Origin of the sequence: Pseudonocardia terrae (assembly GCF_021343995.1) — a bacterium.
Classification (GTDB): Bacteria; Actinomycetota; Actinomycetes; order Mycobacteriales; family Pseudonocardiaceae; genus Pseudonocardia; species Pseudonocardia terrae.
On record NZ_JAJTTE010000028.1, the window covers coordinates 23,350 to 42,859 of the forward strand.

The following is a 19,510-nucleotide window of genomic DNA, read 5'->3' on the forward strand; positions in this document are numbered from 1 at the left end:
CCCCGAACGAGGGCCGGATCTCACCCGGCGTCGCGCAGCACCTCGACGCCGACGGGCGCGTCGCCGCGCAGCGTCACGCGGTGCATCACGCGCCGGGCGTCGCCGTAGTCGCGGTTGGCGTAGTGGGCGGTGGCCCGGTTGTCCCACATGGCGACGTCACCCTCGGCCCAGCGGTGCCGCACGATGTGCTCGGGTTTGGTGAGGTGCGCGAAGAACAGGTCGAGCAGCGACCGGCTCTCGGCCTCCGACACGCCGTCGATCCGCACGGTGAAGCCGGGGTTGACGAACAGCGACTTCCTCCCGGTCTCCGGGTGCACCCGCACGACGGGGTGGACGACCGGGTCGAGGCTGGTGACGGTCTCGCCCTCCCACTCGCTGCCCCGGCCCTGCCGACGCTGCGCCAGGTAGTAGCCGAAGTCCTTGGCGCCGTCGTGCACCGCGTCGAGCTGCTCGGCGAGGCGCTGCACGGGCGGGGCCAGGGACTCGAACGCCAGCTCCAGGTCTGCCCAGTTCGTGTCGCCGCCCGCCGGGGGCAGGGTGACCGCGCGCAGGATCGAACCGAGCGGCGGGCGCTTCATGAAGGTGACGTCGGTGTGCCAGACGTCGGCGTAGCCGTCGTCGGCGGAGTCGAGCGCGTAGATCTCGGTGTGGCTCTCGTCGATCCCCGGGACGACCGGGTGCGACGCCGTCAGCTCGCCGAGGCGGTTGCCGAGCCGGACCTGGCCGGTCGGGTCGAGGGCGTGCTGGACGCGGAAGAACAGCACCTTGCGCGCGGTGAGGGCGGCGCGGATCGCGGTGACCTGCTCGTCCGAGGCGGTGGCGAGGTCGACGTCGTGGACGATCGCGCCGAAGCGCGGGCCGAGCGGTTCGAGGTTCAGGACCGCGGCGCCGGGGGTGGGCAGGGCGGACAGGGACGCAGGCGACATGGGCGGCTCCGGGGGAGATCGGCGCGGCGCGCACGCCGCGACCGGGGGTCGGGTGGGCGACGAGGTCGTCGACGGGCTGGGCCTCCGCGGCACCGACGGGTGCACGGCGGAGGTGCGGTGCAGGCGGCTCTTTGGCCGCCGCACTCAACCGAACCAGCAGCGCGTCGCCGACCCCGTCCAGAAGAGGTCGACGTCCACCGGACAGAGGGACACGGTCGTCCGACACAGGTCGACATAGAGCCGAGCCACCAGTCGGAGTTCCGGGGTCACCTCCGGATACTCGCGTCACAGGACCGTGGCGCGCAAGGGTGATCAGGCAGGTGTCGTCCTGCTCGCGGCGGTCGCGCAGGCCACGAGCCGGATCCGGCTCGGCACGGGCGTGGTCGCGGTCTGCGGGAGATCCTCGACGGGGTCTCGCTCGTGCCCGACGCCCCCGGGCTGCTCGACCGGATGTGGTGGGCCACGGGCTCCCGTCGCGGGATCGACGCCGCGGCCCGCGCTCTCTCCGCCGTGCGCGAACCCGTGGCGGCCGGGGCGCGGCGGACGGCAGGATGGACGGCGTGACGACCACCCCCGAGACAGCGAACGGAACCCGCCGCAGCGGTCTGGACCTCCGGTGGGTCGACCCCGGCACCCGCCCCCAGGACGACCTGTTCGGCCACGTCAACGGACGCTGGCTGACCGGCCACGTGATCCCGGACGACCGGGCGCAGGACGGCGCCTTCCGCGACCTGCGGGACCGGGCCGAGGAGGACGTGCGGGCGATCGTCGAGGGCGCTGCAGGGGCGGCCGACAGCCCGGAGGCCCGGCAGATCGCCGACCTCTACGCCTCGTTCATGGACACCGCCACCATCGAGGCCAAGGGCGTCGACCCGCTGCGCCCGCTGCTCGCGGAGATCGCGCACGCCGCGGACAAGGCCGAGCTCGCCGCCGTGCTGGGCCGCCGGCAGCGGCACGAGCGGGCCTCCCTGTTCGGCATCTACGTCTCGACGGACGCGAAGGACTCCGAGCGCTACCTGGTGCACCTCTCGCAGTCCGGTCTCGGGCTGCCCGACGAGTCGTACTACCGCGAGGACGCCTACGCCGAGATCCGCGCGAAGTACGTGACCCACCTGGAGAGGCTCGCCGGCCTGGTCGGCCTGGAGGACCCGGCGGGCCTCGCCGCGACGGTCATGGAGCTGGAGACCGCGCTCGCCGCCGCGTCCTGGGACCGGGTGACCAACCGCGACGCGGAGAAGACCTACACCCTGATGACCTGGGCCGCGGTGCAGGCCAACGCGCCGGAGTTCCCCTGGGCGTCCTGGCACGCCGCGCTGCGCGCCCCGGAGGGCGCGTTCGACGAGGTCGTCGTCCGGCAGCCCTCGTTCGTGCTGGCGGCGGCCAAGCTCTGGGAGGAGCTCCCGCTCGAGCAGTGGAAGGCCTGGCTGTCGATCCGCACGGCGTCGGCGTCGGCGGACTACCTGACCGGGGCCGTCGTCGACGAGGACTTCGACTTCTACGGCCGCACGCTGTCCGGCACCCCGGCCCTGCGCGAACGCTGGAAGCGCGGCGTGTCGGTGGTCGAGAGCGCGATCGGCGAGGCCGTCGGCAAGCTCTACGTGGAGCGGCACTTCCCGGCCGCGGCCAAGGACCGCATGGTCGAGCTGGTCGCGAACCTCGTCGAGGCGTACCGGCAGAGCATCTCCGCGCTGGACTGGATGAGCCCGGCGACCCGCGAGCGGGCGCTGGAGAAGCTCGGCAAGTTCACCCCGAAGATCGGCTACCCGGACAAGTGGAAGGACTACTCCGCGCTCGAGATCGCGGCCGACGACCTGCTCGGCAACGTCCTGCGCGCCGCGGAGTGGGACTTCGACTACGAGCTGAACCGCATCGGCGGGCCGGTCGACCACGACGAGTGGCTGATGACCCCGCAGACGGTCAACGCCTACTACCACCCGCGGATGAACGAGATCGTCTTCCCTGCCGCGATCCTGCAGCCGCCCTTCTTCGACCCCGAGGCCGACGACGCCGCCAACTACGGCGGCATCGGCGCCGTGATCGGGCACGAGATCGGGCACGGCTTCGACGACCAGGGATCGCGCTACGACGGCGACGGCAACATGACGGACTGGTGGGAGGCCGCCGACCGCGCCGAGTTCGACCGGCGCAGCAAGGCGCTGATCGACCAGTACGACGCGCTCTCCCCCGCCGGACTGCCCGACCACAAGGTCAACGGCGCGCTCACCGTCGGCGAGAACATCGGCGACCTCGGCGGCCTCACGATCGCGATCAAGGCGTACCGCATCGCGACGGAGGGCACGGAGCCGCCGGTGATCGACGGCTTCACCGGGCTGCAGCGGGTGCTGATCGGCTGGGCGCAGGTGTGGCGGGCCGCCACCCGGGACGCGGAGGCGATCCGCCGGCTCACGATCGACCCGCACTCGCCGCCGGACCTGCGGTGCAACGCCGTGGTCACCAACCTCGACGCCTTCCACGAGGCGTTCGAGGTCCAGGAGTCCGACGCGCTGTTCACCGCCCCCGAGGCGCGCGTGCGCATCTGGTGACGGCTCCTTGACCGTGACCGACGGGCCGGGTGAGCGTTTCGGGCTCACCTGGCCCGGCCGGGCCGAGTGCCTGCGCGTGATCGGCGAGCCGCCCACCGGGACGCTCGAGCCGATGCCGGCGGAGTCCGTGGACTGGGCCACCACCGGCAACGTGATCGTCGAGGGCGACAACCTCGAGGTCCTCAAGCTGCTGTCCCGCGCCTACCACGGCGCGGTCAAGCTGATCACGATCGACCCGCCCTACAACACCGGCCGGGAGTTCCTGTACCGCGACGACTTCGCCGACCCCATGGCCGCCTACCTGCGCTTCTCCGGCCAGGTCGACGACCTCGGCCGCCGGGCCAACGCGGCCGTGGAGACCGCGGGGCGCCGGCACTCGCGGTGGCTGTCGATGATGTACCCGCGGCTGGTGCTGGCCCGCGAGCTGCTGCGGCCCGACGGGGCGGTCTTCGTGACGATCGACGACACCGAGGTCGCCCACCTGCGGCTGATCATGGACGAGATCTGGGGCGAGGAGAACTTCGTCGCGACCGTCGCCTGGCAGAAGGTGTTCGCGAAGAAGAACCGCGCGCTGATCTCCGGCAGCCACGACCACGTGCTGGTCTACGCGCGGGACGTCGAGGCGTGGGACCGGCGGCTCCTCCCCCGCGGCGCGGCGCAGGAGAAGGCCTTCGGCAACCCCGACGACGACCCGCGCGGGCCCTGGCAGAGCGTCTCCTTCTCGGTGCGGTCGGAGGGCGTGGAACGGGCCGGGACGTACCGGTACGCGGTGACGTTGCCGTCGGGCCGCGAGGTGTGGCCGCCCGCCGGGCGGCACTGGAACGGCGACCGGACGCGGTACGAGGAGCTGCGCGCCGACGGGCGCATCTGGTTCGGCCGCGACGGCGACCACCCGCCGCGGGTCAAGGGCTTCCGCAGCGAGGTGCAGGCCGGGATCGTGCCGGACACCTGGTGGCGGCACGACGAGACCGGGCACAACCAGGAGGCCAAGCGCGAGGTCGTCGCGTTGTTCGGGGCGGACGAGCCGTTCACCACGCCGAAGCCGACCCGGCTGGTCCGGCGGATGCTGCAGATCGGCACGGGTCCCGGCGACCTCGTGCTCGACTTCTTCGCCGGCTCCGGGACGCTCGGCCACGCGGTGTACGCCGAGAACCTGGCCAGCGGGGAGGAGCGGCGGTTCCTGCTGGTCCAGCTGCCGGAACCGACGCCGGGGACGGCGTACGCGTCGATCGCCGAGGTCACCCGGGAGCGGGTCCGACGGGCCGGGGCGGCGCTGCGGCCGGACGCGCCGGCCGACGCGGACCTCGGTTTCCGGGCCTACCGGCTCACCGCCGCGGGCGGCGCCGACCTCACCGGCCTGATGCTGGCGGCCGGACACCCGCTCACCGCCCCGGTCGAGGAGGTCGACCTCGGCGGCGTCGCGGGCTGGTCGGTCGCCGGCGGCGCGCTGCTCGCCTGCCTCGGGCCGCTGACCCCGGCGGCGGTCGAGGCGATGCTCGCGCGCGAGCCCGCGGTGCTCGCGGTGACCGAGGAGGGCTTCGGCGGCGACGACGCGCTGCGCCTGCACACCCTGCACGCCGTCCGCGAGCGCAACCGGCAGGGCGTCGACCTCGCGCTCCAGGTGGTGTGAGTGCTCCGCTTCGACGCGACGCTCCCCCACCAGGCCGCGGCCGTCGCCGCCGTCGTCGACCTGTTCGCCGGACTGCCCCGCGCGCCGCACCCGACCTTCACCGAGACCGGCGTCGCCAACCCGCCCGGCCCGGGCTTCGACGCGCGGCTCCCGGCCAACCTCCGCGCGGTCCAGGAGCGGCACGGGCTGCCGGTGACCGCCGGCCTCACCCGCGACTTCGCCGTCGAGATGGAGACCGGCACCGGCAAGACCTACGTCTACCTGCGGACGGCCTTCGAGCTCCACCGCGCGTTCGGCTTCCGGAAGTTCGTGGTCGTGGTGCCGAGCGTCGCCGTGCGCGAGGGCGTCCTCGCGAGCGTCGAGGCCCTGCGCGAGCACCTGACCGCGCTGTACTCCGAGCCCTTCGACGCCGTCGCCTACGACGCCCGCCGGCTCGGCCGAGTCCGGCGCTTCGCCACCTCGGGCAGCGTGCAGTTCCTGGTGATGACCCTGCAGGCCTTCCGCCGCGACGTCGCGGGGCGGGGCGGCAACGTCGTGCACCGTGCGCAGGACCAGATGGCCGGGCGACGGCCGATCGAGGTCGTGGCGTCGACCCGGCCGGTCGTGATCCTCGACGAGCCGCAGAACATGGAGTCCGACGGCGCCGCGGCGGCCATCGCCAAGCTGAACCCCTTCTGCACGCTCCGCTACTCGGCCACCCACCGGAACCCGCACGAGCTCGTGTACCGGCTGGACCCGGTCGAGGCGCGGGAGCAGGGGCTGGTCAAGGGCATCGAGGTGGCGTCGGTGGTGCCGGACGGGCGGGCGTCCGAACCCCTCGTCCGGCTGCTCGCGGTCGACGCCGGCCGCTCCCGTGCGCGCCTGACGATCCATCACGAGCAGCGCGAACGCACCCTCTGGGTACGGCTCGGCGACGACCTCGCCGCGCTGTCCGGCGGGCGGCGGGAGTACGGACGCGGTCACGTCGTCGCCGACATCGGGTTCCGGGAGTCCTCGGTCACCTTCTCCGGTGGCCTCGTCGTCACGCCCTCGACCCCGGCCGGGACCTACGACGCCGGGGTCCGGCGCGCGCAGGTGATCGAGACGGTCCGCCGCCACCTCGACCGGGAACGCGTGCTCGCGCCGCACGGCGTGAAGGTGCTGTCGCTGATCTTCGTCGACCGGGTGGCGAGCTACCGGGCGCCCGACGGCGGGCTCGGCGAGGCGGGCCGCTGGTTCGAGGAGGCCTACACGCGGCTCGCGCCTGCCCACCCCGAGCTGGACCTGCCGCCGGTCGGGGCGGTGCACGGCGGCTACTTCGCCGGCGACCCGCGGACCGGATACGTCGACGGCGGCGAGACCGACGCCTCGGCGTTCGACCTGATCATGCGGGACCGGGAGCGACTGCTCTCGGCCGCCGAGCCGATGCGGTTCCTGTTCAGCCACTCCGCCCTGCGCGAGGGCTGGGACAACCCGAACGTCTTCCAGATCTGCACGCTCAACGAGACCCGCTCCCCCGACCGGAAACGCCAGGAGATCGGCCGCGGCCTGCGGCTCCCCGTCGACGGCACGGGCCGCCGGGTCGGGGACCCGCGGGTCGCGCGCCTGACCGTGATCGCCAACGAGTCCTACGACGAGTTCGCCCGCACCCTGCAGGAGGAGTACCGGGCGGACACCGGGCGCGGGATCGTCGTGAGACGGGCCGGCGAGCCCGACCCGGCCGTGCGCGGCGCCGAGTTCACGGCGCTGTGGGCGCGGATCGGGCAGGGCCTGCGGGCCCGGCTGCCGCTGTCGACCGAGGACCTGGTCCGGTACGCCGTCCGGGCGCTGCGGGAGGCGGGCCCCGTCACCGCGCCGCTGGTCCGGGTGCGGACGACGGACACCGCCACCGGCGAGTCCGTGACCGGCCCGGACTACGCGCTGGAGCCGGACCCGGGTCTCTCGGAGCAGGAGGTCGTGGCCGAGGTGCAGGCCCGGACCGGGCTGACCCGCGCGACCGTGTGCCGTGTCCTCGGCGAGGCGGGGCTGCTCGGCTGCGTCGCGGTGAACCCGGTGATGGTGCTCGACCGCGCCGCGTCCGCGCTGCTCGCGGCGTTGCGGGCACAGCTTCCGCCGGTGCTGGAGATCGCGGGCGGGGAGCTCCGGGCCGCGGAGGGGGTACGGGGCGAGCCGGTCGCGCTGCCGCGCGCCTTCGCCGTCGACACCCCGCTCGGGCCGGTCCGTCCGCGGGCCGCGCACGTCGACGGCGAGGCGGTCTACCTGTCGTCACCCCGGCCGTGAGCGGCACCGGTTCCCGACCGTGTCGCCGCGCTCGCCCGTTCCACCGTGATCAGGGCACGAGGACGTACTTGCCCGTGATCCGGCGCTCCGCGTAGCGCCGCAGCACGGCCCCGGCCCCGTCGAGCGGCGCGACCGAGGGGCGCGGCGGGTGCAGCTCGCCGCGGCCGATCCGGCCGAGGACGTCGGCCAGCAGCGCGGCGTTGCCCTCCGGTCCACCGACCTCGCGGGCCCAGTCGCCCCAGTCCACCCCGATCACCGCGCGGTTGCGCAGCAGCACGATGTTCGCCGGCAGCCGGGGGATCTCGCCGGACGCGAAGCCCAGCACGCAGAACCGCCCGCCCGTGCGCAGCGCCCGCAACGACGACTCGGCCGCCGCTCCGCCGACAGGGTCGATCACGACGTCGGCGCCGCCCTCCGTCGCCGCGCGGATCGCGTCCTTGAGGTCGGCGTAGTCGATCGTCACCTCGGCGCCCGCGGCCTTGGCCGCGGCCCGCTTCTCCTCCGACGACGCCACCGCCACCACCCGCGCGCCCAGGCTCCGCGCCACGTCGACGGCCGCCAGCCCGATCCCGCCGCCCGCGCCGAGTACGACGACCTGCTCGCCGGGTGCGATCGTCACCCGCTGCGTGACGGCGAAGACGAGCGTCGCGTAGCTCTCCATCGCCGAGGCGGCGACGGCGACGTCGACGCCCGCGGGGACCGGGACCGCGAGCGTCGCCCGGACCGTGATGTGCGAGGTGAACCCGCCGAACCCGGTCACCGAGGCGGCCACGACACTGCCGACCTCGCTGGTGTCCACGCCCTCGCCGACCGCCACGACCCGTCCCGCGACCGCCGACCCCGGGGTGAACGGCAGCGGCGGCTTCACCTGGTAGCCGCCGCGGACGATCAGGCCGTCGACGAAGCTGACGCCGGCCGCGCCGACCTCGATCAGGACCTCACCGTGGCCGGGGGCCGGGGTGGGCTCCTCGACCACGGTGAGCAGTTCCGGATCGCCGAACTCGGTGCAGACCACACGCAACATCGGTCCACCCTGGCCGATCGTCCGTTCGGTGTCCCGGGGCCGTGAGCACGGCCACGGCCCGAGGGTCAGAGGCTCTTGAGCACCGCGTCGGCCGAGCTGACCGTCACGTCGGTGGGCTTCTCCTCCACCCACAGGCTCTTCACGACGCCGTTCTCCAGCACCGCGGCGTAGCGCTGCGAGCGCATCCCGAGTCCGAAGCCCGAGCCGTCCATCGTGAGGCCGACCGCCTTGGCGAAGTCGCCGTTGCCGTCGCCGAGCATCAGGATCTTGCCCCCGACCTCACGGGACTTCCCCCAGGCGTCCATCACGAACGCGTCGTTGACGGCGACGCAGGCGATCGTGTCGACACCCTTCGCCCTCAGCTCGCCGGCCCGCAGCACGTACTCGGGCAGGTGCTGGTCCGAGCAGGCGGGGGTGAAGGCGCCGGGCACGCCGAAGAGCACCACGGTGCCCGAGCCCAGGACGTCCTTGCTCTGCACCGGCGTCGGGCCACCGTCGCGGACGGTGATGAGGGTGACGTCCGGGACGGTGTCGCCGATCGAGAGGGTCACTCCGAGCTCCTCGCTGCTAGGGAAGATGCGGACGCCTCACGCTAGCGCTGCTCCGCGCCCTGTCGGCAGGTCGATGCGGTCGGTGCGCCCGTCCCGGTGCGTCCGCCCCCACCTTCCGGTGAGGCGGCGGCCACCCTGCGGGCCCCCGGCGCCGTCGTGGGGCACCCTGGTCGCGTGCCCCGCTCGCAGCCCGAACCGCCGCCGCCGCGGCTGTCCCGCTACTGGAACGGCTACGTCGCGGACTGCGAGGGCTCCGTCGCCCGGTTCCGGCGGATCGTCTCGGCCATCCCGGTCAGCCCGGCGCAGGAGTGGCTGGACCGGATCGCCGCGCAGCTCGACGGCGAGCTCGGCGCGGTCCGCCGGCTCGCCATCGTCGGCGACTCCATCGAGCCCGCCCGCTTCCGGGTGCGCGAGGCGCCGGCCCGGCGCATCTCCCAACGGCTCGACGAGGCCCGCGCGTCCTTCGCCGACGCCGTCACCCAGGCCGCCACCATCGCCGAGCAGGCCGCGCTCGACCCGGCGCACGCCGGCGTCACGGCCCAGCTGGAGGTGCTGGCCCAGCAGGCGTCCGAGCTGGCGCTCGGGCCGGCGCCCGCCGAGCCCGAGCCGGAGGAGCCGCGGCGCCGGTGGGGGCGTCGGCGGGAGGCGTGACGCTCAGTCCCACCAGAACCGCCACTGCCGCGCGCCCCGGATCAGGTCGGCGTAGCTGCGCAGGGTGAAGATCCGGCCGTCCTGCGGGTCCTGCTGGTCGGGGCAGAAGGCGAAGTGCTCGGCCGCGACCGTCTCGCACTCCTGCCGGGTCATCGGCGGTGCGGCGACCGAGAGGATCAGCGTGGCGGCGTCGAGCTCCACGAGGACGGCGCCGAAGCGCTCCTCCCAGCTGCGCAGCACCGCGGAGATCTCCGCGACGTCCTGGTCGTAGTTGGCGGCGCCGCTCCAGTCCACCACGGCCGGGACGTCGGCCGGGCGCGAGGCGTCGACCACGGCGAGCGCCGAGTTCCAGGAGCGCTCGCGGGCCCACCGGGCGGCGGCGACCACCGGCAGGTCGCCCTCGAGCGCCGTCGCGTTGCGGTCCGGCACGGGCAGCAGGCCCGGCCACGCCGGCAGCGGCTCCGAGCACGAGCAGGTCGGCGGGCACGGTCCGGGCCAGGCCTGCTCGAGGAGCCGGGCCGGGTCCGCCCGCGCGACGTCGAGCAGCCGGGCCGTGCGCTCCGCGCCCGTGAGCGGCCCGACGCGGCCGATGGTCCAGTTGGTGATCCACACCGGACAGCGGCCGGTCGTCGGCGCCGCCCGGAGCAGCTCCTCGTAGACGTCGGGGTTCGGGAGGTCGTGGAGGTCGAAGGGGAGGTGGGTGTCGATCGTCGTCATGCCCGGTTGGACGGGGCGGGTGGCGTGAGGGGTCCGGGCCGTGGCGAGGTGTTCACGGCAGTGAACGGGTCGCGCTGGTCGGACCGCACCCGGGTCGCGCGAGTCGGCGACGGCCTACCCCACCTGCCCCTCCGCGGCCCCACCCGCGGAGTCGGCGGGGCGGAGGGTGAAGAGGATCTCGGCGCCCGTCACCCGCAGCACCCGCTGCAACGTGCCGCTCGCACCGGCGAGGGTGACGGTGCCGCCCCGGCGGGCGGCGCGACGCTGCAGGCCGATCAGGGCGGCGAGGCCGGCGGAGTCGCAGAAGTCGAGTCCGGCGACGTCGATCACCAGGTCCGCCGGCAGGCCCGGGCCGGGCTCCTCGGCGATCGCACGGACGTGCTCCTCCAGGCTCGGCGCCGTGCCGAACGTCAGGTCGCCGACCAGCACCAGCGTCACCTGCGCCGCCTCCGCACGCGCCTGCACACGCAGCGGCTGGGGACGCGTGGGGTCGCGGTGCACCCCGGAATTGGCGCTCATACCGTGGCCTCCCTGATGGTGGCCGCCCCGTCGACGGGTGCGGCCGGACGGTCCTGCAGCTGCGCCGCACCGCGGCGCAGACACTCCTGGGCGAAGGGGAAGTCATGCAACCCGGCAGGGAACTCGGTCCGGCCGTCGAGCACCCGGGTCGCGGCGACGACGAGCTCGCCCCGCCGCGCGCGCAGGCTCGCGTACTCGGGCCCGGGACCACCCTCGCCGAGCTGGTCCGGCTCGGGCTCCGGCCACGGCAGTTCGTCGAGCAGCCGAACCGCCTCGACGGCGTCGGGCGCCCAGGCGTCGACGCCCAGCCGCCGGGCCCAGCGGCCGTCGCCGAAGCCCGGCCCACCGGCCAGCACAGGTGTGCCGGTCCGCTGCGCGGCGACGATCGTGCGGTGCGCGGCGGGCAGGTGGACGGGCAGCGCACAGCTGACGGCGACCACGTCCGGACCCTCCTGGTGCAGGTGGGCCAGCGAGGGGGTCACGGGCGGTCCTCCACGGCCGGGGCCGGCAGGGCCAGGGGCGCCTGGACGACGAGGACCGCGATGTCGTCGTGCGCGCCGGAGGCGAGCCAGCGGGTGGTGTGCTGCTCGACCCGCTCGGCGATCGCGGGCGCGGGCATCACGTGCGCGCCCGCCAGCAGCGCGGCCAGCCGCGTCTCGCCGAGGGTCTCGCGCCCGTCGACGCCGCCGCGGGCCTCGCTGACGCCGTCCGTGCAGAGCACGCAGGCCTCGCCCGGGGCGAGCCGGACGGTGCGCGAGGCGAACCGGGCGCCGGGGACGGCGCCGACCAGCATCCCGCCGATCTCGACCTCCTCGACCCCGTCGCGGCGGACGACGAGCGGGGGCAGGTGCCCGCCGCCGGCCAGCTCCAGCTCCAGGCCGCCGTCGGCCGCGCCGAAGGCCATCCCGGGCAGCCGCGGCAGCTCCGGCTGCTGCAGGCTCCGCTTGAGCACGGCTGCCGTCCCGGCCTGACCCGCACAGAGCGAGGCCGCGGCGAGCGCCAGCCCGGAACGCTGGGCGAACTCCTCGGTGAGCGCCTGGTCGACGCCCGGGGCGGCCGCCGAGTCGGCCTCGTGGCGCAGCAGCACCAGCGCGCCTGCGGGGACGCCGTTGCCGGGCAGGGAGATCAGCGCCGCGGCGGCGGGTGCGCCTGTCGACCCGGCCGCCCATGGCTGCCCGGCGAGATCCTCGGCCAGCAACGGGCGTGGCCCGGTGGCGATCCCCGCCAGCGCGTCGCGCAGCTCGGCGGGCATGTCGGCGACGTCCGTGCGGCCGCTGCGGGCGACCCGGTCCCCGGTGCAGGCGAACCACTCCGACACGCCGCCGCGGACCGGCAGCACGACGACCGCGAGGTCCGCCAGCTCCGACGACGCCAGCTCCACGACCGCCCGCGCGGTGCGCCCCGGGTGCAGCGACAGCCCGAGCCGGCGGCTGGCGGTCGCGAGGAAGCGCGAGCGGGCGCGCTCCGCGAGCAGGTTGTCGAGCCGCCTGCGGTGCTCGGTGACGTCCTCGACGTGCCAGGCCACCCAGCCGTCCGGCAGCTCCTGGCGGCGGGCCCGCAGGGCGCGGCCGCCCAGCTCGAGCTCGGCCGGGCCGTCGTCCGGGCCTCCGGTGAGCCCGGCCGCCACGGGCCCGGGCAGCAGTTCCGCCTCGCGCAGGCCCGGCAGCAGGCGGCGGGCCGCGGCATTGGCGCGGCGGACGAGGCCGCGCTCGTCGACGGAGAGGACGCCGAAGTCGGCGCCGTCGAGCAGCCGGTCGGCGAGGGTGCGGGCAGGGGTGCGCGGGGGGACGACCCTCGGTGCGACCGAGGCGACCGGGTGGGCCGGGTCGACCGGATGGGCCGGGTGGGCCGGGTGGGCCGGGTGGTCCACGGAGCCCCCGCCGATCCCCGCCGTCATCCGACCCGCGTCGGCGTCCTTGCTGCGGATGATCGCGCTCCCCTCCCGACGCGGACGCACTGGGATGCGGCGCGCACGTCTCGCCAGGTTGACCGTTCAAGGCGTGATCGACCGCGGTGGACCGTGGCGGCGCCGACTGCCCCGTATCCTCGCGCCGGTGAGACGACGCCGCCCGGCCCCGCTCCCGCAGCGGCACGGGCTCGACCCGGTCCGGCTGCGCACGCCGGACCAGGGACCGTGGCGGACCATGCGCGAGCACCTGGTCGAGCGGCTGCCGCGGGTGGAGCCGGGCCGGATCGAGGAGATGCTCCGCGAGGAGCGGATCGTCGGCCTCGACGGGCCCCTCGCGGTCGACGCGCCCTTCGTGCCGGCGTCGTTCGTCTGGTTCCACCGGGATCTGCCCGAGGAGGTCCCGGTCCCCTTCGAGATCGGGATCGTGCACCGCGACGAGGACCTCCTCGTCGTCGACAAACCGCACTTCCTGGCCACGATCCCGCGGGGACGGCACGTCCTGGAGACCGCGCTCGTGCGGCTGCGGCACCGGCTCGACCTCCCGCAGCTCTCCCCCGCCCACCGGCTCGACCGGGTCACCGCCGGGCTGGTGCTGTTCGTGGTCCGCCCGGAGCTGCGCGGCCGCTACCAGACGATGTTCCGGGACCGGCGGGTCCGCAAGACCTACGAGGCCGTCGCGCCCTACCGGCCGGACCTCGAGCTGCCGTGCACGGTGCGCAGCCGGATCGTCAAGGAGCGCGGGGTGATCCGCGCCTACGAGGTGCCCGGCGAGCCGAACGCCGAGACCCGGGTGGAGCTGCTCGAGCGGCGCGGCGGCCACGGCCGTTACCGGCTGCACCCGCACACCGGGCGCACCCACCAGCTGCGGCTGCACCTGGCCGGGCTCGGCATCCCGATCGTGGGCGACGACTTCTACCCCGACCTGCACGAGACCCCGCTCGACGACTTCTCCTCGCCGCTGCAGCTGCTCGCCCGCACCCTGGAGTTCACCGATCCGGTGAGCGGCACGGAGCGGCGGTTCGACAGCCGGCTGCGGCTGCGGTCCTGGCCGGAGAACGGTCCGGTGGGCGGGTGAGCGGCCGCCCGGGCCGCTTCCGTCCGCGATCCTGAGGGCGCGGCGTGGCGTTCGGAGCAGTGCCGCTGCGCATCGGCAGCAGGCGGCCGCCGCTCGGCGCACCGGTCGCGTCGCGTGCCGGGATCGTCTCTCAGCGTGGCAACCCGCGGCCGCGGTGACTTCATAGGGTGACCGTCAGCGGCCCGTCCCCCGGCGCACCGCCCCCCGCCGCCGTGGGCGGGACCGCACGACTCGCTCCCCGCGAAGAACACCGAAGGAACACCGAGATGACGCTCCCCCGTCTCCTCCGGCACGCCCGCCTGCGGCCCGTCCTCGTGGCGGCCGCGGCCCTGACCGCCGCGACCGCGCTGTCCGCCTGCGGATCCTCCGGGTTCGTCGACGCCGGCGACGCAGTGCCCGCCGGCGGCACGACGGGCAGCACGAACGGCACCACCGTCGCCCCGACCGGCGGACTCGGCACGGGCGTGACGACCGTCGGCACCGTGGTGACCACGGACGGCTTCACCGTCTACCGGTTCGCGAACGACCGCAACGACCCCTCCGCCGCCACCTGCACCGGTGACTGCGCGAAGAAGTGGCCGCCGGTGCAGGGCGACGGACAGCCCGCGCTGCAGGGCATCCCGTCCGGCCTGGTCGGCACGATCGGCCGCCCCGACGGCACCCAGCAGCTCACGCTCAACGGCTGGCCGCTCTACCGCTTCAGCGGCGACACCAAGCCCGGCGACGCGAAGGGCGAGGGCGTCGGCGGAACCTGGCAGGCCATGGGCGTCAACGGCACCCCGGCCGCGAACGGGCCGGGCGCGAGCCCCGCGGCCGCACCGGCCGCCGTCCCCGCCGGGTCGCTGGGCGTGACGAACGCCGCCACGACCGCCGGGGCCCTCGTCGGGACCACGACCGGCACCGCGGCGACGACCGGCGCCGCCCCCGCCGGGGGTCACTGAGCCGGCAGCGAGCCGTCACCGAGCCACACCGAGCCGGCGCCGAGCCGACGCTGAACCGGCACTGAACCCGCACTGAACCCGCACTGAACCCGCACCGACCGGAGGGGCCGGGATGCAACTGCATCACCGACCCCTCCTCGAATCCCCGCGAGGGGACTATCGTCGGTCCTCATGAACGAACGATCGGTGAGGATCGGGAACTTCTCGGGCTACCTCGGTGACCGGTTCACGGCCATCGACGAGGCGATGGCGGGCGACCCCGTCGACGTCCTCATGGGCGACTACCTCGCCGAGGTCACGCTCGCGTCGCTCGCGGCGGACCGCCGAGGCTACGTCGACTACTTCCGCAAACAGCTGCGGCCGCACCTCGCGACGATCGCCGAGCGCGGGATCAAGATCGTCACGAACGCGGGCGGCTTCGACCCGGCAGGCCTCGCCGCGGCGCTGCGCGAGGACCTCGCCGAGGACGGCGTCGACCTCACCGTCGCCCACGTCGAGGGCGACAACGTCCTCGACCGGCTCGGCGAGTTCCACACCGACGGGCACGCCATGGAGCACCTGGACACCGGTGCCCCGCTCAAGGACTGGGGCGTGGAGCCGATCGCGGCCAACTCCTACCTGGGCGGGTTCGGGATCGCCGAGGCACTGAGGGCCGGCGCCGACATCGTCGTCACGGGGCGGGTCACGGACGCCTCCCTCACCGCCGGCCCGGCCGCGTGGTGGCACGGCTGGACGCCCGACGACTGGGGCCCGCTCGCCGGGGCGATCACCGCCGGGCACGTCATCGAGTGCGGGGCGCACGCGACCGGCGGCAACTTCTCGGGCTTCATGCAGGTCCCCGGCATGGTGAAGTGCGGCTTCCCGATCGCCGAGGTCGCGGCGGACGGCTCGTGCGTGATCACCAAGCACGCCCGCGACGGCGGCATGGTCACCGTCGACACGGCCACCGCACAGCTGCTGTACGAGATCCAGGGCCCGCGGTACCTCAACCCCGACGCCACCGTCCACTTCGACTCCATCCGGCTGGAGCAGGTCGGCAAGGACCGGGTGGCGATCGCGCCCGTCGTCGGCTCGCCGCCCCCGCCCACGGCCAAGGTCGCGGTGTTCGCGCAGATCGGCTGGCAGATCTCGCAGATGCTGTTCTGCACCTCGCCGAACGTGACCGAGAAGGTGGCGTTGCTGCGCGACCAGCTCCGGGCGCAGCTGGAGGGACACGTCGACCAGCTCGACGTCACCCCGCTCGGCACCGCCGCGGAGGACCCTCACTCGCAGTGGGAGGCCACGGTCCCCATCCGGGTCATGGCCACCGCCCGCGCGGCGGAGGCGCTGAAGCAGTTCCCGCCCGCCGTCGGCAGCCTCTACCTGCAGGGTTTCCCCGGTTTCCACCACGACGGCGGCGCCCAGCCGGTCCGCGCGCCGTGGCCGCGGATCGACTACTGGCCCGCGTTGCTGCCCGCCGAGCTCGTCCCGAACACGGCCGTCCTCGCCGACGGCACCCGGCTCGAGGCGCCGGTCTCCTCGCGCTGGGCCACGCCCGAGGAGCTCGCGCAGGGCCGCTCGCCGGAGCCGCCCGCCGCGACGACCTCGGGCCGGCGCATGCCCCTCGGCACCCTCACCTACGCGCGCGCCGGCGACAAGGGCGGCAACTCCAACGTCGGCATCTGGGCCCCCGATCCCGCGCACTGGGAGTGGCTGCGGTCCACCCTCAGCACGGCGGCGATCCGCGCGCTGCTGCCCGAGGCCAAGGACTGCGACGTCGTCCGGCACGAGTTCCCGCACCTGCGCGCCGTGCACGTGGTGCTGAAGGGGCTGCTGGGCACCGGCGGGTCGTCGAACCTGCGGGTGGACCAGATCGGCAAGTCCGTCGGTGAGTACCTGCGGTCCAAGTACGTCACCGTGCCGGAGGAGCTGCTGTGACAGCGGTCCTCGGGCTGGGCGGGCGCATCCGCGCCGCTGTCGCGGACCCGGCCACCGACGACGCGTTCGCCGTCGACGGCGCGCTCGACACCCTGCTGGACGGCATCGGGCTGTCCGCCGTGGACACCGGCGGGCGGGTGCGGTTCCTCGGCGCCGACCCCGTCGTGCCGAGCGCCCTGCGGCTCGGCGGGGCGGCGGCGCTGGCGCTGGCCGCGAAGTCGGTCGCGGTCGCGGCGCTGCACCGCGATCGCGGCGGCGCGGGCCAGGACGTCACGGTCGACCTGCGCAGCGCCCCGCACCGCCTCTGCCCCTTCTACGACCGGCGCTGGGAGCTGCTCAACGGCTATCCGGTGGCGTCGCCGGCCAACCCGTCGCCGGCCTTCGGGTTCCGCTTCTACCGGGCCGGCGACGGTCGCTGGGTCATGCCGCTCAACGGCTATCCGGCACTCAAGGTCGCCACGCAACGCCTGCTCGACTGCGCGGACACCCCGGAGGCGGTCGAGCGGGCGGTCGCCCGGTGGGAGGCGGCCGAGCTGGAACGTGCGGGCGCCGAGGCGGGCGTCGTCATGCCGCTGGTCCGCACGCCCGCCGAGTTCCTCGCCACCGAGCAGCACGCCGCCCTCGAGGACACCCCGCTGATCGAGATCACGCGCATCGGCGACGCCGAGCCCGAGCCGCTGCCGGGCGGCGCCGAGCAGCCACTCGACGGCGTCCGCGCGCTCGGGATGGGGCACGTGATCGCCGGCGCCGGCACCGGCCGCACGCTCGCGCTGCACGGCACCGACGTGCTGAACCTCTGGCGGCCCACCGAGTTCGAGCACGACACCACGTACGTGACCGCGAACGTCGGGGTCCGGTCGGCGACCGTGCACCCCGCCCGCGGCGACGGGCCGCGCGTCGTGCGGGAGCTGCTGGCCGGCGCGGACGTCTTCTACGCCAACCGCCGACCGCGCTACCTGGCGTCGATCGGGCTGTCCGCGGAGGAGGCGGCGGCGGTGCGGCCCGGCATCGTGCACGCCACGAACACGCTCCACGGCGAGCGGGGCCCGTGGCGCGACCGCGTCGGCTTCGACCAGACGGCGGGCGCGCTCACCGGGATGTTCGACCTCGAGGCCGGTGGGATCTCACCCGAGGTGGCACCGACGCTGTCGCCGATCCTCGTGGTCAACGACTACATCGTCTCCTGGCTGACGGCCGCCGGGATCGTCGCCGCGCTGCGCCGCCGGGCCGTGGAGGGCGGCAGCTGGAAGGTCCACGTCTCCCTGACCCGGGTCGCGCTGTGGATCCTCGAGCTCGGCGTGTTCGACCTCGGGTACGCCCGGTCGGTCGCCGGGACCGGGGAGGAGCACGCCTACCTCGACCCGGAGACCTTCACCGCCGACACCCCGCTCGGGCTCTACCAGGGCGTGACCGACCAGGTCCGGATGTCCGGCACGCCCGGGCGCTACCGCACGCTCCTGGTGCCGCGCGGCAGCTCCCGGCCGGCCTGGGTGGGCTGACCGTTCCCATCGGGCGGTCCGGGGAGGTCCTGCCGGGGCAGGGATCGCTCACACGCTGACGGGAAGGCGGGACAGGCCGTGGATCAACGTGGACTGCCGCCAGCCGAGCGTCTCCGGCGCGCCCGCGAGGGCGAGGTCCGGGAAGCGCTCGAGGAGCGTGCGGAACGCGATCTCGCCCTCCAACCGGGCCAGCGGGGCGCCGAGGCAGTGGTGCACGCCGTAGCCGAAGGCGACGTGCCCGCTCGCGTCGCGCGTGACGTCGAGCGCGGCCGCCTCCTGGTACCGCTCGGTGTCCCGGTTGGCCGAGACCAGCGAGATCAGCACGACCTCGCCCTCGGGGACCGTGGTGCCGCCGATCTCCACCGGCTCGGTGGTGTAGCGGAAGGTCGCGAGGTTGATCGGGCCGTCGAAGCGCAGGAACTCCTCGACGGCATTGGGCACCAGATCCGGGTCGGCCTGCAGGAGGGCGCGCTGGTCGGGGTGGCGCAGCAGGGCGAGCGTGCCGTTGCCGATCAGGTTGACCGTGGTCTCGTGCCCGGCGACGAGCAGGAGGAACGCCATCGACGTCGCCTCGCGCGCGGACAGCGTGTCCCCGTCCTCCGAGGCCCTCACGATCGCCGACAGCATGTCCTCGCCCGGGTTCGCGGCCTTGTCGGCGACGAGCCGGGCGAGGAACTCGGCCATCGCCGCGGCTGCGGCGCCGCGCTCCTCGGGCGGCGCGGCCGACAGCAGCGTGGTGGTCCAGCCGCGGAAGTCGTCCCGCTCCCCCTCCGGCACACCGAGCAGCTCGCAGATGACGGTCATCGGCAGCGGGTAGGCGAACTCGTCGAGCAGGTCGACCGTCCCCTCCCGGGCGGCCTTCTCGGCCATCCGGTCGGCCAGCCCGCGCGCGATCTCCTCGATCCGCGGCCGCATCCGGGCGATGGCCCGCACCGTGAACGCCCGGTTCACCAGCTTGCGCAGCCGCGTGTGGTCCGGCGGGTCGGTGTTGAGCATGTGCCCGGCGAGCGAGTCGGCGAACTGCATCCGCTTCTCCGGCGCCACCGAGCGACGCTCCAGGATCTCCGCGAAGCGCCCGCCGTCCTTGGACAGCCGCGGGTCGTTGAGCGCCGGCCGCGCGTCGGCGTAGCGGGTCACCACCCAGGCCCGCAGGCCCATCGGGGTGCTCATCCGCACGACCGGCGCCTCCCGGCGCAGGGTCCGGTACAGCTCGTCCGGGTCGGCGAAGAACTCCTCGCCGAGCTCGACGGTGTCCGCCTGGGTCATCACGTCCTCCCCCCGGCCGGGCTCGCCCCGGGCCGGGGCCCACGCTAGGCCACCGCGCCCTGAGTACTCCTCAGAACGGACAG

Annotated in this window: 17 protein-coding genes; 9 read left to right on the forward strand and 8 right to left on the reverse strand. The window is 74.8% G+C overall.

Translation table 11 applies throughout. The features are described 5' to 3' along the window. Positions 1-20 precede the first annotated feature (20 nt). Positions 21-926 carry a TauD/TfdA dioxygenase family protein gene (locus LWC33_RS19355; RefSeq protein WP_233305819.1) on the reverse strand — a complete coding sequence of 302 codons (906 nt, stop codon included), beginning with the start codon at positions 924-926 and terminating at the stop codon, positions 21-23. 420 nt (positions 927-1,346) lie between these two features. Between LWC33_RS19355 and LWC33_RS19360 the strand changes: the two genes are divergently transcribed. From LWC33_RS19360 to LWC33_RS19375, 4 genes are read left to right on the forward strand one after another with little or no spacing between them, the layout of a single operon-like run. Then, positions 1,347-1,490, forward strand: a complete 144-nt coding sequence (locus tag LWC33_RS19360; protein ID WP_233305820.1) for a hypothetical protein — start codon at positions 1,347-1,349, stop codon at positions 1,488-1,490. Further along, positions 1,487-3,469 (forward strand): M13 family metallopeptidase, encoded by a 1,983-nt coding sequence (locus LWC33_RS19365; protein ID WP_233305821.1) that lies wholly within the window; start codon positions 1,487-1,489, stop codon positions 3,467-3,469. Before LWC33_RS19360 ends, LWC33_RS19365 begins: the two co-directional genes overlap by 4 nt. A gap of 13 nt (positions 3,470-3,482) precedes the next feature. Continuing rightward, the gene (locus LWC33_RS19370) at positions 3,483-5,099 is read left to right on the forward strand and encodes a site-specific DNA-methyltransferase (protein ID WP_233305886.1); all 1,617 of its coding nucleotides are present in this window, start codon (positions 3,483-3,485) and stop codon (positions 5,097-5,099) included. Beyond that, complete coding sequence (locus tag LWC33_RS19375; protein WP_233305822.1) at positions 5,100-7,358, forward strand: DEAD/DEAH box helicase family protein; 2,259 nt, start codon at positions 5,100-5,102, stop codon at positions 7,356-7,358. A 49-nt stretch (positions 7,359-7,407) separates the two neighbouring features. Here the strand turns inward: LWC33_RS19375 and LWC33_RS19380 are convergent, their stop codons facing one another. Together LWC33_RS19380 and LWC33_RS19385 are read right to left on the reverse strand one after the other, a co-directional pair. Then, positions 7,408-8,382: an NADPH:quinone oxidoreductase family protein gene (locus LWC33_RS19380; RefSeq protein ID WP_233305823.1), complete on the reverse strand. Its 975-nt coding sequence runs from the start codon at positions 8,380-8,382 to the stop codon at positions 7,408-7,410. 65 nt (positions 8,383-8,447) lie between these two features. Continuing rightward, positions 8,448-8,933: a peroxiredoxin gene (locus tag LWC33_RS19385; protein ID WP_233305824.1), complete on the reverse strand. Its 486-nt coding sequence runs from the start codon at positions 8,931-8,933 to the stop codon at positions 8,448-8,450. Between the two features lie 174 nt (positions 8,934-9,107). On the opposite strand from LWC33_RS19385, the gene LWC33_RS19390 reads away from it, so the two are divergent. After that, positions 9,108-9,584, forward strand: a complete 477-nt coding sequence (locus LWC33_RS19390) for a hypothetical protein (RefSeq protein ID WP_233305825.1) — start codon at positions 9,108-9,110, stop codon at positions 9,582-9,584. 3 nt (positions 9,585-9,587) lie between these two features. Here LWC33_RS19390 and LWC33_RS19395 read toward each other — a convergent pair whose 3' ends face one another. The 4 genes from LWC33_RS19395 to LWC33_RS19410 form a co-directional block, all read right to left on the reverse strand. Beyond that, the gene (locus LWC33_RS19395; RefSeq protein ID WP_233305826.1) at positions 9,588-10,301 is read right to left on the reverse strand and encodes a DUF4253 domain-containing protein; all 714 of its coding nucleotides are present in this window, start codon (positions 10,299-10,301) and stop codon (positions 9,588-9,590) included. Between the two features lie 114 nt (positions 10,302-10,415). Next, positions 10,416-10,820, reverse strand: a complete 405-nt coding sequence (locus LWC33_RS19400) for an STAS domain-containing protein (protein WP_233305827.1) — start codon at positions 10,818-10,820, stop codon at positions 10,416-10,418. After that, positions 10,817-11,302, reverse strand: a complete 486-nt coding sequence (locus LWC33_RS19405) for a cobalamin B12-binding domain-containing protein (protein ID WP_233305828.1) — start codon at positions 11,300-11,302, stop codon at positions 10,817-10,819. The genes LWC33_RS19400 and LWC33_RS19405 overlap by 4 nt, the downstream gene beginning before the upstream one ends. Beyond that, complete coding sequence (locus LWC33_RS19410) at positions 11,299-12,717, reverse strand: PP2C family protein-serine/threonine phosphatase (RefSeq protein ID WP_233305829.1); 1,419 nt, start codon at positions 12,715-12,717, stop codon at positions 11,299-11,301. Before LWC33_RS19410 ends, LWC33_RS19405 begins: the two co-directional genes overlap by 4 nt. A 157-nt stretch (positions 12,718-12,874) precedes the next feature. On the opposite strand from LWC33_RS19410, the gene LWC33_RS19415 reads away from it, so the two are divergent. The 4 genes from LWC33_RS19415 to LWC33_RS19430 all read left to right on the forward strand — a co-directional run bounded on the left by LWC33_RS19415 (position 12,875) and on the right by LWC33_RS19430 (position 18,161). Beyond that, on the forward strand, positions 12,875-13,804 hold the full coding sequence (locus LWC33_RS19415; protein WP_233305830.1) for an RluA family pseudouridine synthase: 930 nt from the start codon (positions 12,875-12,877) through the stop codon (positions 13,802-13,804). 266 nt (positions 13,805-14,070) lie between these two features. Next, positions 14,071-14,745 carry a COG4315 family predicted lipoprotein gene (locus LWC33_RS19420; RefSeq protein WP_233305831.1) on the forward strand — a complete coding sequence of 225 codons (675 nt, stop codon included), beginning with the start codon at positions 14,071-14,073 and terminating at the stop codon, positions 14,743-14,745. 171 nt (positions 14,746-14,916) lie between these two features. Next, positions 14,917-16,662 (forward strand): acyclic terpene utilization AtuA family protein, encoded by a 1,746-nt coding sequence (locus LWC33_RS19425; protein WP_233305832.1) that lies wholly within the window; start codon positions 14,917-14,919, stop codon positions 16,660-16,662. After that, entirely contained in the window at positions 16,659-18,161 is a 1,503-nt protein-coding gene (locus LWC33_RS19430) for a CoA transferase (RefSeq protein ID WP_233305833.1), read from the forward strand. Before LWC33_RS19425 ends, LWC33_RS19430 begins: the two co-directional genes overlap by 4 nt. A 48-nt stretch (positions 18,162-18,209) precedes the next feature. On the opposite strand, the gene LWC33_RS19435 is transcribed toward LWC33_RS19430, so the two are convergent. Then, entirely contained in the window at positions 18,210-19,427 is a 1,218-nt protein-coding gene (locus LWC33_RS19435) for a cytochrome P450 family protein (protein WP_233305834.1), read from the reverse strand. Positions 19,428-19,510 lie beyond the last annotated feature (83 nt).